This window comes from Phenylobacterium sp. (assembly GCF_036563285.1).
Taxonomy (GTDB): Bacteria; Pseudomonadota; Alphaproteobacteria; order Caulobacterales; family Caulobacteraceae; genus Phenylobacterium.
On sequence record NZ_DATCMR010000010.1, the window covers coordinates 101,944 to 114,434 of the forward strand.

General features: G+C 69.7%; 17 protein-coding genes, 2 tRNA genes and 1 pseudogene. 17 read left to right on the top strand and 3 right to left on the bottom strand.

Annotated features, from left to right (window positions below; all coding sequences use genetic code 11):
• Positions 1–30: 30 nt before the first annotated feature.
• From VIL76_RS10085 to VIL76_RS10095, 3 genes are all read left to right on the top strand, one after another.
• A complete protein-coding gene (locus VIL76_RS10085) occupies positions 31–519 on the top strand; it encodes a hypothetical protein (RefSeq protein ID WP_332044897.1) in 489 nt (162 codons plus the stop codon).
• 32 nt (positions 520–551) lie between these two features.
• The gene (locus VIL76_RS10090; protein WP_332044898.1) at positions 552–716 is read left to right on the top strand and encodes a hypothetical protein; all 165 of its coding nucleotides are present in this window, start codon (positions 552–554) and stop codon (positions 714–716) included.
• A 78-nt stretch (positions 717–794) separates the two neighbouring features.
• Positions 795–1,031 carry a hypothetical protein gene (locus tag VIL76_RS10095; RefSeq protein WP_332044899.1) on the top strand — a complete coding sequence of 79 codons (237 nt, stop codon included), beginning with the start codon at positions 795–797 and terminating at the stop codon, positions 1,029–1,031.
• A 7-nt stretch (positions 1,032–1,038) separates the two neighbouring features.
• On the opposite strand, the gene VIL76_RS10100 is transcribed toward VIL76_RS10095, so the two are convergent.
• Together VIL76_RS10100 and VIL76_RS19765 are read right to left on the bottom strand one after the other, a co-directional pair.
• The gene (locus VIL76_RS10100) at positions 1,039–1,500 is read right to left on the bottom strand and encodes a hypothetical protein (protein WP_332044900.1); all 462 of its coding nucleotides are present in this window, start codon (positions 1,498–1,500) and stop codon (positions 1,039–1,041) included.
• Between the two features lie 157 nt (positions 1,501–1,657).
• Positions 1,658–1,888 (bottom strand): annotated as a pseudogene (locus VIL76_RS19765) (DUF2239 family protein); the annotation flags it as partial.
• 49 nt (positions 1,889–1,937) lie between these two features.
• Between VIL76_RS19765 and VIL76_RS10105 the strand changes: the two are divergent.
• A complete protein-coding gene (locus VIL76_RS10105) occupies positions 1,938–2,183 on the top strand; it encodes a hypothetical protein (RefSeq protein ID WP_332044901.1) in 246 nt (81 codons plus the stop codon).
• Here VIL76_RS10105 and VIL76_RS10110 read toward each other — a convergent pair.
• Positions 2,162–2,236: transfer RNA gene (locus VIL76_RS10110), tRNA-Thr, on the bottom strand. The two genes, VIL76_RS10105 and VIL76_RS10110, sit on opposite strands and share 22 nt — an antisense overlap.
• A gap of 345 nt (positions 2,237–2,581) precedes the next feature.
• Here VIL76_RS10110 and murA point away from each other — a divergent pair.
• The 13 genes from murA to VIL76_RS10175 all read left to right on the top strand — a co-directional run bounded on the left by murA (position 2,582) and on the right by VIL76_RS10175 (position 12,486).
• On the top strand, positions 2,582–3,874 hold the full coding sequence (gene murA / locus VIL76_RS10115; RefSeq protein WP_332044902.1) for a UDP-N-acetylglucosamine 1-carboxyvinyltransferase: 1,293 nt from the start codon (positions 2,582–2,584) through the stop codon (positions 3,872–3,874).
• Positions 3,874–4,299: a DUF2948 family protein gene (locus VIL76_RS10120; RefSeq protein WP_332044903.1), complete on the top strand. Its 426-nt coding sequence runs from the start codon at positions 3,874–3,876 to the stop codon at positions 4,297–4,299. Before murA ends, VIL76_RS10120 begins: the two co-directional genes overlap by 1 nt.
• 44 nt (positions 4,300–4,343) lie before the next feature.
• On the top strand, positions 4,344–5,633 hold the full coding sequence (hisD, locus tag VIL76_RS10125; protein WP_332044904.1) for a histidinol dehydrogenase: 1,290 nt from the start codon (positions 4,344–4,346) through the stop codon (positions 5,631–5,633).
• A 62-nt stretch (positions 5,634–5,695) separates the two neighbouring features.
• Positions 5,696–6,961, top strand: coding sequence for a mechanosensitive ion channel family protein (locus VIL76_RS10130; protein WP_332044905.1), 1,266 nt, complete (start codon positions 5,696–5,698; stop codon positions 6,959–6,961).
• Between the two features lie 110 nt (positions 6,962–7,071).
• A complete protein-coding gene (locus VIL76_RS10135; protein WP_332044906.1) occupies positions 7,072–7,683 on the top strand; it encodes an SH3 domain-containing protein in 612 nt (203 codons plus the stop codon).
• 138 nt (positions 7,684–7,821) lie between these two features.
• Entirely contained in the window at positions 7,822–8,301 is a 480-nt protein-coding gene (locus VIL76_RS10140) for a UPF0262 family protein (RefSeq protein ID WP_332044907.1), read from the top strand.
• A gap of 6 nt (positions 8,302–8,307) precedes the next feature.
• The gene (locus VIL76_RS10145; RefSeq protein WP_332044908.1) at positions 8,308–8,775 is read left to right on the top strand and encodes a low molecular weight phosphatase family protein; all 468 of its coding nucleotides are present in this window, start codon (positions 8,308–8,310) and stop codon (positions 8,773–8,775) included.
• A gap of 112 nt (positions 8,776–8,887) precedes the next feature.
• Positions 8,888–9,106, top strand: coding sequence for a translation initiation factor IF-1 (gene infA / locus VIL76_RS10150; RefSeq protein WP_309089804.1), 219 nt, complete (start codon positions 8,888–8,890; stop codon positions 9,104–9,106).
• Positions 9,107–9,113: 7 nt separating this feature from the next.
• Positions 9,114–9,698, top strand: a complete 585-nt coding sequence (locus tag VIL76_RS10155) for a Maf family protein (protein WP_332044909.1) — start codon at positions 9,114–9,116, stop codon at positions 9,696–9,698.
• Entirely contained in the window at positions 9,695–10,735 is a 1,041-nt protein-coding gene (locus tag VIL76_RS10160; protein ID WP_332044910.1) for a ribonuclease E/G, read from the top strand. The genes VIL76_RS10155 and VIL76_RS10160 overlap by 4 nt, the downstream gene beginning before the upstream one ends.
• A complete protein-coding gene (locus VIL76_RS10165) occupies positions 10,732–10,899 on the top strand; it encodes a DNA gyrase inhibitor YacG (protein WP_332044911.1) in 168 nt (55 codons plus the stop codon). The genes VIL76_RS10160 and VIL76_RS10165 overlap by 4 nt, the downstream gene beginning before the upstream one ends.
• A 66-nt stretch (positions 10,900–10,965) precedes the next feature.
• A tRNA-Phe gene (locus tag VIL76_RS10170) sits at positions 10,966–11,041 on the top strand.
• 539 nt (positions 11,042–11,580) lie between these two features.
• On the top strand, positions 11,581–12,486 hold the full coding sequence (locus tag VIL76_RS10175) for a MotA/TolQ/ExbB proton channel family protein (RefSeq protein ID WP_332044912.1): 906 nt from the start codon (positions 11,581–11,583) through the stop codon (positions 12,484–12,486).
• The last annotated feature ends 5 nt before the right edge of the window (positions 12,487–12,491 follow it).

A 12,491-nucleotide genomic window follows, 5' to 3' on the forward strand; every position in this document is an offset into this window, starting at 1 on the left:
CTAGCTTGCCGCCCTGTCGGGGATCGCAGTTTGACCGCGAACACAGAGACGAGGCGGACGCGCCGATACGCGTCGGCGCCGACGGCGGCTGCGCTCGCGGGCCTGGCCCTGCTGGGCTGCGCCTGTGCGACGGCGTCGGTGGTCCCGGCTCCGGAGGCCATCAATGGGCGCGACCTGGAAAACGCCATTGCGATCTACGGGCCCTTCGACGCCAAGATTACGATCAAGGGCCGCACCCACTACGTGTGGCGCAAGACCGTCGAGGTGGACGGCCAACACCTCGGTTGCGAGCTGCGGGCCGAGGTCGCCTATCGCAACATCGTGCGCCAGACCCAGGTCGAAGGCTACGACGGGGCCTGCGCCCAGTTCTCGGTCCGCTACACGTCGACGCCGGACCTGCGGGAGGAGGACCCCGGAAAGCCCGAGCCGGACCTGAAGGTCGCGACGCCCAAGCGCAAGCCGGCGCCGAAGCCGAAGGCGGTGGCCGCGGCGAGCAGCGGGCGCGAAGCGGAGCGCTAGGAACGGCTGCGCGGCGCGCGGGTTCTGCGGGCATGCGCCTGCCCCTCAATATCCTGATCGTTCTGGCCTGCGTGGCGCTCTCCGTGGTGGTCTGGTACGCGAGCGGCGGGCGCGCGTTCGTCTTCTTCCTGCCGCTGCTGCTGGGGCTGCCGTTCGTGTTCCGGCGAGGTGCGGGCCGCGGCCGCAACAGCCCCTGAATCAAATCTGACGTAACACGCAAATTCCCTGGAACGGCGTACGATGCGCGGCGTTGGCCTCACATACGGGAGCCTCGCATGATCGACCTGAACAGCGCCTCGGCGGAGGAGCTCGCCACCTTGCCTACGGTGGGGCTGGCGGCTGCCTACGACCTGATCCTCTATCGTCCATACCTGTCGTGGGAGGAGGTGGAGTTCGCTCCGGGGTTCGACCGGGCGCGGGTGGCCGAAGTGCGGGCGGGCGGGGCCACGCTCGGGCCGCCGCCGCAGGAGCGTGCGCTGACCGAGGCGGACCGGCGCGACCTGCAGGCTTAGAGCCCGTTCACCAGTTGCAGTGAGCGTCCACCCATAGGGTCATCGATCCTACGGCGCGCCCCGCCTGCGCCTTGTCCATGCACTGGGCAAAGGCGGTCTGGAATTTCGAGAACCCCTGGGCGCTTGCCAGCATGACCGGCGCGGTGGTGGCGGCCTCAGCCGTCGCCGCGCAGCTGCGCGCCTGGGCGAGCGCCGCGGGCGGGACCGGGCCTTTGCCGGCAAACTCCGCGATCAACTCGCCCCTGAGCTCCGGCATCGGCAGGCGGCGCGTGGGGGAGGGCGTGAGCGCGATCTGGCGCGGCGCCGGACGCGTGCAGCGCGGCGCCTCCGCCTGGCCTGTCCAGAGCTGTTCGGCCGGACCTTGGAATGCGACGCTGGTGCGGGGGAACACCCCCTCCGCACCTGCCGCGGCCGGCAGGCCAAGCACGATCGCCACCGCGGCCCCGCAAACCAGGGACTGTCCACGCATACGTTCTGAACCCCCACCCGTAGGTGGCGCAGAGGCCATCAAAGCTTGGCCTTAGAGTCAACGCGGGGTTAGCGCCCCTGCGGCGGCCTGTCGCGGCATGCGGTGAGTGATGTTCGCATTTTGTTCTTGACCGCCGCGCGCGTTTTCTGGGGATGACACCCAGCTTGGGCCGCCCGCGGCCGGCTTTGGGCGCCAGCGTGGAGCGCGCGACGATCCGAGGGGGCTCGTGAGGCGGGCCGAGCTCCACCTGCTCACCGGTGCTGTCCTCGAAGATCAGGACATGGCTTTCGCCGCGCGCGACCGCGAGCGCCGCGGCCTTTGCCACGGCTTCAGATGCGCCGGAGGCGAGGCAGCGGTGGCCGGCGAAGGCAGTGTAGGTCGGCGTCATCGTCAGGTTTTTACCCGGATATATTTCTTCGTCAATCTGGAGAATCGCAATGACCGTTCGTCACGCGGCGCTGGCCTGCGCCGTCCTTCTCGCCGGCTGCGCTACCCCGCGCACCGAGCATGTGCTGAGCGTGCTCGGCCTGAGCCAGGCGGCCTACTGCGCCCTCACGCCCGAGGCGCGGGCCGAGGTGCGCCGAAAGATGGGCGTGCGGGTGCAACTGGTGGGCTGCCCCTTGGACGCTCAGGCCCGCAGGCCAAATGCAAGGAAGGGAAGTGGTGCCGCCGGGCAGGATTGAACTGCCGACCTCAGCCTTACCAAGGATGCGCTCTACCACTGAGCTACGGCGGCGAAAGGCGAGGCGGGGGCTATAGCCAACGTCGCGCGCCGGGGGAAGCCCCAATTCCGCGCGCCTGTCCCTTGACGGCGGAGACGCCTCGCCGCACCCCTCCGACATGAGCGCGGACGGCAAGCCCCCGAAGCCGGAGAATGCGAGCAAGGAGGCGAAGCTCGCCCAGGCCCTCCGGGCGAACCTGCGCCGGCGGAAGGCGGGTGCGCCTCCAAAGCCGCCGAAAAAGGAGGGCGAGCCCTAGTCGTCGGAGCCCTTTGCGGGCGGACGGCTCGCACGCTAGATACGGCGTCTAGGCCGCCCCCGCGACACCGCAAGGGATGCGGTCCTGCTTCGAAGGACCTGGATTGGACCGCATCGCCATCACCGGCGGCGCGCGGCTGGAGGGAGAGATCCCGATCAGCGGCGCCAAGAACTCGGCCATCAAGCTCATGGCCGCGAGCCTTTTGACCGAAGAGCCGCTTCGCCTGACCAACATGCCCAGGCTGGCCGATACGCGGTTCCTGGGCCGGCTGCTGCAGCGGCTCGGGACGCAGGTGGAGGAGCGCGAGGGGCCGGACGGCTCGGAAACCGTGCTCACCACCCGCGAGATCGTCTCCGGCTTCGCGCCCTACGACCTGGTCCGCCAGATGCGGGCGTCGTTCAACGTGCTGGGACCGCTGCTGGCCCGCACCGGGCAGGCGAAGGTCTCGCTGCCCGGCGGCTGCACGATCGGCGCCCGGCCGGTGGACCTGCACCTGAAGGCGCTGGAGGCGCTGGGCGCGCAGATCGACCTGCACGAGGGCTATGTCTACGCCCAGGCGCCGCGCGGCCTCTCGGGCGCGGAGATCGAGTTCCCGTTCGTGTCGGTTGGCGCCACCGAGCACGCGCTGCTGGCCGCCGTGCTGGCCCAGGGCGAGACGGTGCTGAAGAACGCAGCCCAGGAGCCGGAGATGACCGACCTGGCCGACTGTCTCAACAAGATGGGGGCAAAGGTCACCGGCGCGGGGACGGCTGTGATCCGGGTGCAGGGCGTTGCGCGGCTGTCCGGCGCCACCCACGCGGTGCTGCCCGATCGGATCGAGACGGGCACCTATGCGCTCGCGGCGGCCATGGCAGGCGGCGAGGTCAGGCTTACCCGGACCCGCAGCGATTTCATCCAGGCCCTCATCGACAAGATGGTCGAGGCCGGTGTCGAGGTGACGCCGCACAACGATGGTTTGACAATCAGGCGCAACGGGGCGCGGCTGAAGGCCGTTGAGGTGGCGACCGACCCCTATCCCGGCTTCGCGACGGACCTCCAGGCGCAGTTCATGGCCCTCATGACCCTGGCGGATGGCGAGAGCGTCATCCGCGAGACCATCTTCGAGAACCGCTTCATGCACGCGCCGGAGCTGAGCCGTCTGGGCGCGGACATCCTGGTGCAGGGCGGCGAGGCGCGGGTGCGCGGGGTGGCCTCGCTCGAAGGCGCCCAAGTAATGGCCACCGATCTAAGGGCGTCGGTCAGCCTGGTGATCGCGGGACTCGCGGCGCGCGGAGAGACGGTGGTGAACCGCGTCTACCACCTCGACCGCGGCTTCGAGCGGCTCGAGGAGAAGCTCTCCGCGTGCGGAGCCCAGATCCGCCGCATCAAGGGTGACGAAGAGGCTCCGGAGGACTGATGGCCGAACCGCAGCCGCTCCGTCTGCTCGCGCAGGACGCCGACGATCTTGCTGTGATCTCGGCGGCCCTGCAGGACGCCGTGGCCAAGGTGGGCGACATCAAGTTCGAGCCGAAGGCGCGCCGGCTCACCATCGCGTTCAACCGGTACTGCTGGGAATGCGGCGGCGGACAGCGCGTCCGCACCGGACTGCAACTCGGCGGCGTGCTGGCCGTCCAGGCGCGCAAGATCCGGCGCAATGCCCCCGACGCGGTGCTGGAGGTGCTGGCGCTCACCTTCGAGCCCGGCGAAGCTCCAGGCGGTGTGGTCACGCTGAGCTGCGCCGGCGGGGGTGACCTGAGGGCCACTGTCGAGTGTGTCGAGGCCGTGCTGGCCGACGTTTCCCAGCCCTGGCCCACGCCGCGCACGCCCGCGCACGAGCTCTAGACCGGCATGGCGCTGGCGGCGCGCCACCGCTAAAGAGGCGCGCCATGCGCCGCTTCCGCTTCTCAGACCCCGGCTTTGAGGCCGTCTTCTCCGCCTTCGTGGAAGAGCGGCGCGAGACGCCCGAGGCGGTCGACGCGATCGTCCGCGACGTGCTGGCGGCCGTCCGAAGCGAGGGGGTCACGGCCCTCCTGCGGTTCGCCCGCGAGTTCGACAGCATCGAGCTGGACGAGGGTTCGATCCGGGTCTCGGGCGCCGAGATCGAGGAAGGCGCGGCCGCCTGCCCGGCCGAGGTGCGCGACGCGATCGCCTTCGCCGCCAATCGAATCCGCGCCTATCACGAACGGCAGCGGCCGGCAGACCAGCAGTTCACGGACGACGCCGGCGTAGAGCTGGGCTGGCGGTGGACGCCGCTCGAGGCGGTGGGGATCTATGTCCCGGGCGGTCGCGCGGCCTATCCTTCCACCGTGCTGATGAACGCGGTCCCGGCGGCCGTGGCGGGCGTCGAGCGGATCGCCATGGTGACGCCGCCCGGCCGCCTGCAGCCGGCGGTGCTCGCCGCCGCTAAGACGGCCGGGGTCACGGAAATCTGGCGCGTCGGCGGCGCCCAGGCGGTGGCGGCGCTGGCCTACGGCGCCGGACCGATCCGCCCGGTGGACAAGATCGTGGGGCCTGGCAACGCCTTTGTCACCGCGGCGAAGCGGCGGGTGTACGGCGCAGTGGGCATCGACGCGCTGGCGGGTCCATCCGAGATCGTGGTGGTCGCAGACGGGCTCAACGACCCGGAGTGGATCGCCGCGGACCTGCTCTCGCAGGCGGAGCACGACCCCGCCGCCCAATCCATCCTCATCACCGACGACGAAGCCTTTGCCGGGCGGGTTGAAGCTGCTTTGCAGGTGCAGCTCTCGACGCTTACGACCGGCGCGGACGCAGCGGCGTCCTGGCGCGACCACGGCGCGGTGGTCATCGCCCCTCTGGACGAGTCGCCGGGCCTCGTCGACCGCATCGCGCCGGAACACGTGGAGTTCGCCGTGGAGGAGCCCGAGCGCCTCGCCGATCGCGTGCGGCACGCGGGCGCCATCTTCCTGGGCCGCTATGCGCCCGAGGCGGTGGGCGACTATGTGGCGGGCTCGAACCACGTCCTTCCGACCAGCCGCGCCGCGCGCTTCTCGTCCGGGCTGTCGCTCTACGACTTCCTCAAGCGCACCTCGATCGTGAAGTGTGACGCCCAGTCCTTCGCGGCTCTGGCGCCGGCGACGATCGCCCTGGCCGAGGCCGAGGGGCTTCCGGCGCATGCGCGCTCGGCGGCGATCCGCCTGGGGCAGACTAGGCGCTGAGGCGGAACCTCCTGCAAGCTCAAGGCGTTGCGGCCCGGCCCTTGGAGTAGAGCTTCAGCGTGATGCCAGCACCTGCCGCCGCGCCAGAGGCCGCGGCCCCTCCCGCCGACGCCGTCGAACCTTCGCTTGCCGAACAGCTGACCGGGTTCGTCCGCGACGCCTGGGCCCACCTCGCGCAGCTCGACGCCCGCGAGGCCGGGCTGAACTTCCTGATGTCGGCAGGGGTGATCCTGCTGGCGCTCGGCGGCATGTTCCTGCTGCGCCGGCTGGTCGACTACTGGCTGCGGCAGTTCGCCAGCAAGTGCGAGGTGGAGGGGGCCGACGACCAGAAGCGGGCCCCGCGCGCCGTCGGGGTCACCTGGACCCTGCTGCGGCTCCTCGTCGTCGCCGCGGCCTTGTTGGGTGTAGTGGCGGTCTGGGGCATCGACCCGTGGGCGTGGATATCCGCCGGCGCCGGCGCCCGGATCGCTCGCCTGGCGCTCGTCGTTTTCCTGGTCGTCGCCCTGGTCGAGGTCGCGGGTTTCGTGATCCGACGATTGGTGGAGAGCTTCGCCAACCGTGGCGGAGACGGCCGGCGCGCCGCCCAGATACGCTCCCTAGGCCCGCTGCTGACCGGCTCGGTCCAGGCCGTGCTCCTGGTGGTGGGCCTGCTTACCTTCCTGTCGGAGCTCGGCGTGCAGGTCGGTCCGCTACTGGCCAGCGCCGGGGTGGTGGGGCTGGCCGTCGGTTTCGGCGCCCAGACGCTGGTGAAGGACTTCCTGACCGGCGTCTTCCTCATCGCCGAGGACGCCGTGTCCGTCGGCGACAATGTGCGCATCGGCGACGCCAGCGGGACGGTCGAGGCCATGACCCTGCGGACGATCCGCCTGCGCAACATGAACGGCACGCTGCACATCTTCCCCTACAGCGAAGCGCAGGTGATCCATAACCGCACCAAGGCCTTCTCCTCTTACCTTATCGCCGTCCCGGTGGCGTACGATACCGACGTGGACCGGGCCCTCGAGGTCATGCAGTCGGTCGGGGACGAACTCGCCCGCGACCCGGACTTCACCGAGGTGATCACCAAGCCGTTCGAGGTCCTGGGGGTCGATCAGCTGACTGAAACCGCCGTGACGTTGAAGGCTCGCCTTACCACCGAGCCGAAGGCGCAGTGGAAGGTTGGACGCGAGTACAACCGGCGCCTGAAGAAGGCGTTCGATGCCGAGGGCATCTCCAGCCCCTTCACCAGCGTCCAGATGATGCCGGCCTCCGAGGATCCCGACGATCCGGAGCGTCGCCGGCAGGAGCCGCGCTCGTTCGATCCCCTGAACGGCCGTCAACCTAGCTGAACAGTAGCTGTCTTCCCGGCCCAAAGGCCGTTCAGGGTAGACCCTCTAGGGTGCATCTCGTCGAGGGCGTCAGCTCTCGAGCAGCATTCGCAAGAGGACGGAGAACGACAATGCGGACTTCGAAGACGAACAAGGCCATCGGCGCGGGCGCGGCCGCCGCCCTCCTGGCGACGCCGCTCGCCCTTGGTGCGGCAGCCCCCGCCCAGGCGGCCGGCATCAGCGGCGTCACCAGCTGCGCCGCGCCGGGCGGCAAGCAGGAGGCCGGCGCGGTGATCGGCGCCCTGGTGGGCGGCCTGATCGGCAACAAGGTCGGCGGCAGCAAGCCGGCCGCAGAGACCGTGCTCGGCGCAGCCGCCGGCGCGGCGGCCGGTTCGGCGATCGGCTGCAAGATGCAGCACACCGCCCACGAGAAGGCCTCCGGCTATGGGTACGCGCCGTCGACCTACACCCGTGGCGGCTATCGGCTTTCGTCGCAGATCGCGCCGGCCAGCTACCACCGGCTGGGCGACACCTTCGTGGCCACCCGCTCGGTGAACCTGCGCTCGGCCCCCTCCACGGGCTCGGCCCGCGTGGGCAGCCTGCGGGCCGGCGAGCGCTTCCAGGCCATGGCTCAGGTGCGCGGCTCCGACTGGGTCCTGGTGGGGCAGGGCGGCGTCGGCGTCGGCTACGTCCACCGGGCCTACGCGGAGCCTGCCGACCACCGCTACGCTGCGCGGTACTAGAGCTCAGGCCAACGTTCGAACGCCCGGCGCCCTGCGCCGGGCGTTTTTTCGTATCCGGGGCGTTGGGCTGCAGCGCGGGATGACGCGCCCCCCCGGATTGCAATAAAGCTCCCCCACCGCCCGCCCATCCATCAGGTCATGGCCGCCGACGACCGCAACACGCACCGACTGCAGAGCGTCGAGCTCGACGAAGAGTCGCTCGCGGCGGTTTCGCGCGACCAGGAGCAGGAGCGGCAGATCGCCATCTTCGACCTGCTCGAGGAGAACCACTTCGCGCCGGAAGGCGCCGAGGGCGGTCCCTACGACCTGCGCATGGGTCTGGTGGACAACCGGCTGGTGCTCGACGTGAAGGGGCCGGAGTACGAGCGCCGCCACATCCTGTCGCTCTCGCCGTTCCGCGGGCTGATCAAGGACTACTTCATGATCTGCGAGAGCTACTACCAGGCGATCCGCAACTCGACGCCAGCGCAGATCGAGGCCTTGGACATGGGTCGGCGGGGGCTGCACAACGAGGCCTCGGAGCTCCTCCAGACCCGTCTGAAGGGCAAGGTCGAGACCGACCTGGACACGGCGCGACGCCTCTTCACCCTCATCTGCGCGCTGCACTGGCGGGGCTGATCCTGGATGGCTGCTGAGGATCGTCCGCCGTCGCCCGGAGCCGTGCTCTTCGCCTGCAACCTGAATCGGGTGCGCTCCCCCATGGCCGAGGCGCTCCTGAAGCGGCTGGCGGGAGATCAGATCTTTGTCGACAGCTGCGGGACGAGGATCGCCCAGCCCGAGGTGGACGAAGGCGAGGCCGCCGTCGATCCCTTCGCCGAGGCGGTCATGGCGGAGCTCGGCTGCGACCTCTCCGGCCACAACGCCAAGACCTTCGACGATCTGGAAGACAGCTCTTTCGACCTGGTGATCTCGCTGACGCCGGAGGCGCAGCACCGCGCCGTCGAACTCGCGCGCGGCCGGGCGGTCGACATCGAGTACTGGCCGACCTTCGACCCCACCCTCACCGAGGGCTCGCGTGAGGCGCGGCTGGCAGCATACCGGGAAGTGCGTGACGCCCTGGCCGCCCGGATCGCGGCCCGATTCCGACGCTAGGCGCCCCCATCGACCTAAGCCGGGACGCTGCGTTATAAATTGCGCGCTGTTCACGGCTCGCGACCTCGTCTAAAGGCGCGGGCCGTCGTTTTATTCTCCGGTGGGAGTGTGCATGGCGAAGGAAGAACTGCTGGAATTCCCGGGCACGGTCAGTGAAGTCCTGCCCAATGCGATGTTCCGCGTGAAGCTCGAGAACGACCACGAGATCATCGCTCATACGGCCGGCAAGATGCGCAAGAACCGGATCCGCGTTTCGGCCGGCGACAAGGTCCTCGTGGAGATGACCCCCTACGACCTCACCAAAGGCCGCATCACTTTCCGCGTCCGCTAGGAGCCACTTGCCCGCGACGCTGCAGCGCCTGGTCCTGGCCTCCGCAAGTCCCAGGCGGCTCGACCTACTACGCCAGATCGGGCTGGAGCCCGACGCCGTGGCGGCCGCCGAGGTCGACGAGACCCCCCTCAAGACAGAGACACCCCGCCTGCTGGCCGTCCGGCTGGCGACGGCCAAGGCCGCGCGCGTGGCCGAAGCAGAACCAGACGCCTTCGTGCTGGGCGCCGACACGGTCGTGGCCGTCGGGAGGCGGATCCTGCCCAAGGTCGAAAGCGAGGCCGAGGCGCGTGCCTGCCTCGCGCTCCTGTCAGGGCGCTCCCATCGGGTGCTCACTGGCGTGGCGGTGATTGCCCCCGGCGGCGCGCGCGCCCAGCGGCTGGTGGAAAGCCGCGTGCGTTTCAAGCGGCTGACGCCCGCCGAGGTGGACGGTTACATCGCTTCCGGCGAGGGGTTCGGGAAGGCCGGCGGCTATGCGATCCAGGGCAGGGCAGGGGGCATGGTGATCAACCTGCAGGGGTCCTATTCGGGCGTCGTCGGGCTGCCCCTCTACGAGACCCGGAGTCTCCTGACCGGCTTGGGCTATCACGCATGAGCGAGCGGCGCGCCTACCTGGACCGGGGCATCGGCGAGACCCGCGGCGTGGTCACCCTCGAGGGCCGACCTGAGCGGCTGATCGTACGCCGGCACGACGAGGACCCAAGGCTGGCTCTGGGGGCGCGGCTGGTAGCGCGGGTCGCCAGCTTGGAGCCGGCGCTGGCCACCGCCTTCCTCGACCTTGGGCCAGGCGCCGAGGCCATCCTGCCGTTCAAGCCCGACGCGCGGCCCGTGCGCGGCCAGTCCGTCGAGGTGGAGATCCGCGCCGAGCCACGGCGCGGTAAGCTGGCGATCGCGCGGCTGGTCGGTGACGCGGCTGGCGCGCCACGGCTCCTCTCTGCGCCCCACGACGTCGCCGCCGAGCTGAAGACCTACGTCCGCGATGTCGAGCCGGTGGAAGGCCGCGCAGCCCGTGACGCGGCCGACGCAGCCGAGGCCGAGGCGCTGGAGATCCTGCACCCGATCCCAGGCGGCGGCGTGCTGGCCATCGAGCCGACGCGGGCGCTCACGGCCATCGACGTCGACCTCGGCGAGCGCAAGGGCGCCGACGCCAAGCGGGTGACCCGGCAGGCGAATCTCGACGCGCTCGGACTCGCCGCCCGCCTCCTCAGGCTGAAGGGCCTGGGAGGCATCGTGGTGATCGACCTCGTGGGCCGCGGCCACGACGGTAACGCCCTTCTGGCGGCGGCGCGCGCCGCGTTCGGGCCTGACAATCCGGGTGTCGCGATCGGCCCTGTCGGGCGTTTCGGCACCATGGAGCTGTCCCTCCCGCGCCGCCTGCGCCCGCTGGCGGAAGTCCTCTGCCGCGACGACGGCACGCTCAGCGACCGCACGCTCGCGCAGCGCCTGGTCCGACGCATCCAGGCGGAGGCGCAGGCGCAGGGCGGCGCTCGTATCGAGGCGGCCTGCGCACCCGCCGTGGCCGAGGCCGCAGCGCCGCTGACCACCGAGCTCGCGGCAATCATCGGGTCGCGCTTCGCCGTCCGCCCCGATCCTGCGCTTCCGCGGCAGCGGCTGGAGGTCTCGGCTCTATGACGGCCAAGTGCCCGATCTGCCGCAAGCCGGCGGTGGCCGAATACCGTCCCTTCTGCTCGCGACGCTGCGCGGACGTGGACCTGCAGAAGTGGCTCACCGGATCCTATGCCGTCCCTGCCGTCGAAAGCGACGAGGGCGCACAGGACGATGACTTCGACGAGTAGCGTTTCGGTCGCTGGACTTCGGCTGGCGCGTCTTCTATAGACCCGGCCTCCCGCGACGCGGCCCCTGCCTGGGTAGCTCAGTTGGTAGAGCAGCGGATTGAAAATCCGCGTGTCGGTGGTTCGAATCCGCCCCCAGGCACCATTCTCCTTTCCGGCGAAGTTGCAGCGCCGCGACCCTCCGTTGCGAGGCCGCCGCATTGTTGGCCGGAGCCGCGCGTTCGGTGAGCGGAATTATTTCCGACCACGGTTCCGCCGAAAGATGCTGCAATGCAGCAATCGGAATTCCGTCAAAGTCGGAAATACTAGGGGCGTGGAACGGATCAGGCTGTGTGCGTCGCAGCATGCACGCGCATGACAAATCTTTTGCTGGTGCAGCTCACTCGCCTGCCCCCTTGACGCCTGAATTAGGGGTTGCCAAAGGGTCGCAGCCGCACGTCTAACATAGCGGTAAGATTTCAAGTTCCTCGCGAGAGGGGCGAGAAGTCGGCCCCGCTTCGAAACGCCCACCTTCCACCTGTTGGGAGTACGCGTTCCGGGTCGGGCGCAGCGACAGCGGCTCTGGCGTCCTGGTTCGAGTGATCGTGCCCGGGCGGCGGGCATGTTTCAAAAACTAGGGTGGAGACGCTCTCGCGCGACGACCCTCCGGCCAATCGTGCTAGACCAACCAGGAACTGGCGACAGATGCTCGACAACAAATTGAAGACCCCTTTCATCGCTCTCGTCGGCGCCGTCGCGCTGATGGCGAGCGCGCCGGCGTTCGCCCAGGACGCCGCCCCGGCCGCCCCGGCGGCCTCCGCTCCGGCGGCTTCGGCTCCGGCCGGTGACGCCGCCGCCGCTCCGGCTGGCGGCGCTGCGGCTCCGGCCGCTCAATCGGGCGATCCGCCCACCATGAAGAACGCCGGCAAGCTGAACATCGGCACGATGTTCATGGACGCCGACCCGGTCGTGAAGGTGGTGATGATCGGCCTGGCCCTGGCCTCGATCTTCTCGTGGGCCGTGCTGATCACGAAGATGCTGGAGTTCCGCGCGCTGAACCGTGTGACGGACAACTTCCTCGAGCAGTTCCGCGGCGCCAAGTCGATCAACGACATGAACCGCATCGCGCTCGCCGAAGAGTTCGACGGAAACCCGCTGGCCGACATGGCCGCCGCGGCCGCGCAGGAGATCGAGCTCAGCCGTCAGGCTGGCCTGCAGATCGGCGGCGACCACCGCGACACCACGATCATGCGCGCCCAGGCCGCGGTCGGCGCGGTTCAGGCCTCGCTTGCTCGCCGTCTTTCCGGCGGCATGCAGTACCTGGCCTCGGTCGGCTCCAACGGTCCGTTCATCGGCCTGTTCGGCACCGTTTACGGGATCATGAACTCGTTCATCGGCATCGCGAACACCAACACGACCAACCTGGCCGTCGTGGCGCCCGGCATCGCCGAGGCCCTGCTGGCGACCGGTCTTGGTCTCTTCGCCGCGATCCCGTCGGTTATCTTCTACAACTACTTCCAGACGCGCATCTCCGCCTACGGCGCGCGGACGGAAGGCTTTGTGGCTGAACTGATGAACGCGATCTCCCGGCAGCTCGACAAGGGGGCCTAAGCTCG

Excerpts from the sequence above, each read along its gene's own strand:
- VIL76_RS10090 (WP_332044898.1), top strand. The coding sequence starts at position 552 with ATGCGCCTGCCCCTCAATATCCTGATCGTTCTGGCCTGCGTGGCGCTC.
- VIL76_RS10095 (WP_332044899.1), top strand. The coding sequence starts at position 795 with ATGATCGACCTGAACAGCGCCTCGGCGGAGGAGCTCGCCACCTTGCCT.
- VIL76_RS10100 (WP_332044900.1), bottom strand. The coding sequence starts at position 1,500 with ATGCGTGGACAGTCCCTGGTTTGCGGGGCCGCGGTGGCGATCGTGCTT.
- VIL76_RS10105 (WP_332044901.1), top strand. The coding sequence starts at position 1,938 with ATGACCGTTCGTCACGCGGCGCTGGCCTGCGCCGTCCTTCTCGCCGGC.
- VIL76_RS10120 (WP_332044903.1), top strand. The coding sequence starts at position 3,874 with ATGGCCGAACCGCAGCCGCTCCGTCTGCTCGCGCAGGACGCCGACGAT.
- hisD (WP_332044904.1), top strand. The coding sequence starts at position 4,344 with ATGCGCCGCTTCCGCTTCTCAGACCCCGGCTTTGAGGCCGTCTTCTCC.
- VIL76_RS10130 (WP_332044905.1), top strand. The coding sequence starts at position 5,696 with ATGCCAGCACCTGCCGCCGCGCCAGAGGCCGCGGCCCCTCCCGCCGAC.
- VIL76_RS10135 (WP_332044906.1), top strand. The coding sequence starts at position 7,072 with ATGCGGACTTCGAAGACGAACAAGGCCATCGGCGCGGGCGCGGCCGCC.
- VIL76_RS10140 (WP_332044907.1), top strand. The coding sequence starts at position 7,822 with ATGGCCGCCGACGACCGCAACACGCACCGACTGCAGAGCGTCGAGCTC.
- VIL76_RS10145 (WP_332044908.1), top strand. The coding sequence starts at position 8,308 with ATGGCTGCTGAGGATCGTCCGCCGTCGCCCGGAGCCGTGCTCTTCGCC.
- infA (WP_309089804.1), top strand. The coding sequence starts at position 8,888 with ATGGCGAAGGAAGAACTGCTGGAATTCCCGGGCACGGTCAGTGAAGTC.
- VIL76_RS10160 (WP_332044910.1), top strand. The coding sequence starts at position 9,695 with ATGAGCGAGCGGCGCGCCTACCTGGACCGGGGCATCGGCGAGACCCGC.
- VIL76_RS10165 (WP_332044911.1), top strand. The coding sequence starts at position 10,732 with ATGACGGCCAAGTGCCCGATCTGCCGCAAGCCGGCGGTGGCCGAATAC.
- VIL76_RS10175 (WP_332044912.1), top strand. The coding sequence starts at position 11,581 with ATGCTCGACAACAAATTGAAGACCCCTTTCATCGCTCTCGTCGGCGCC.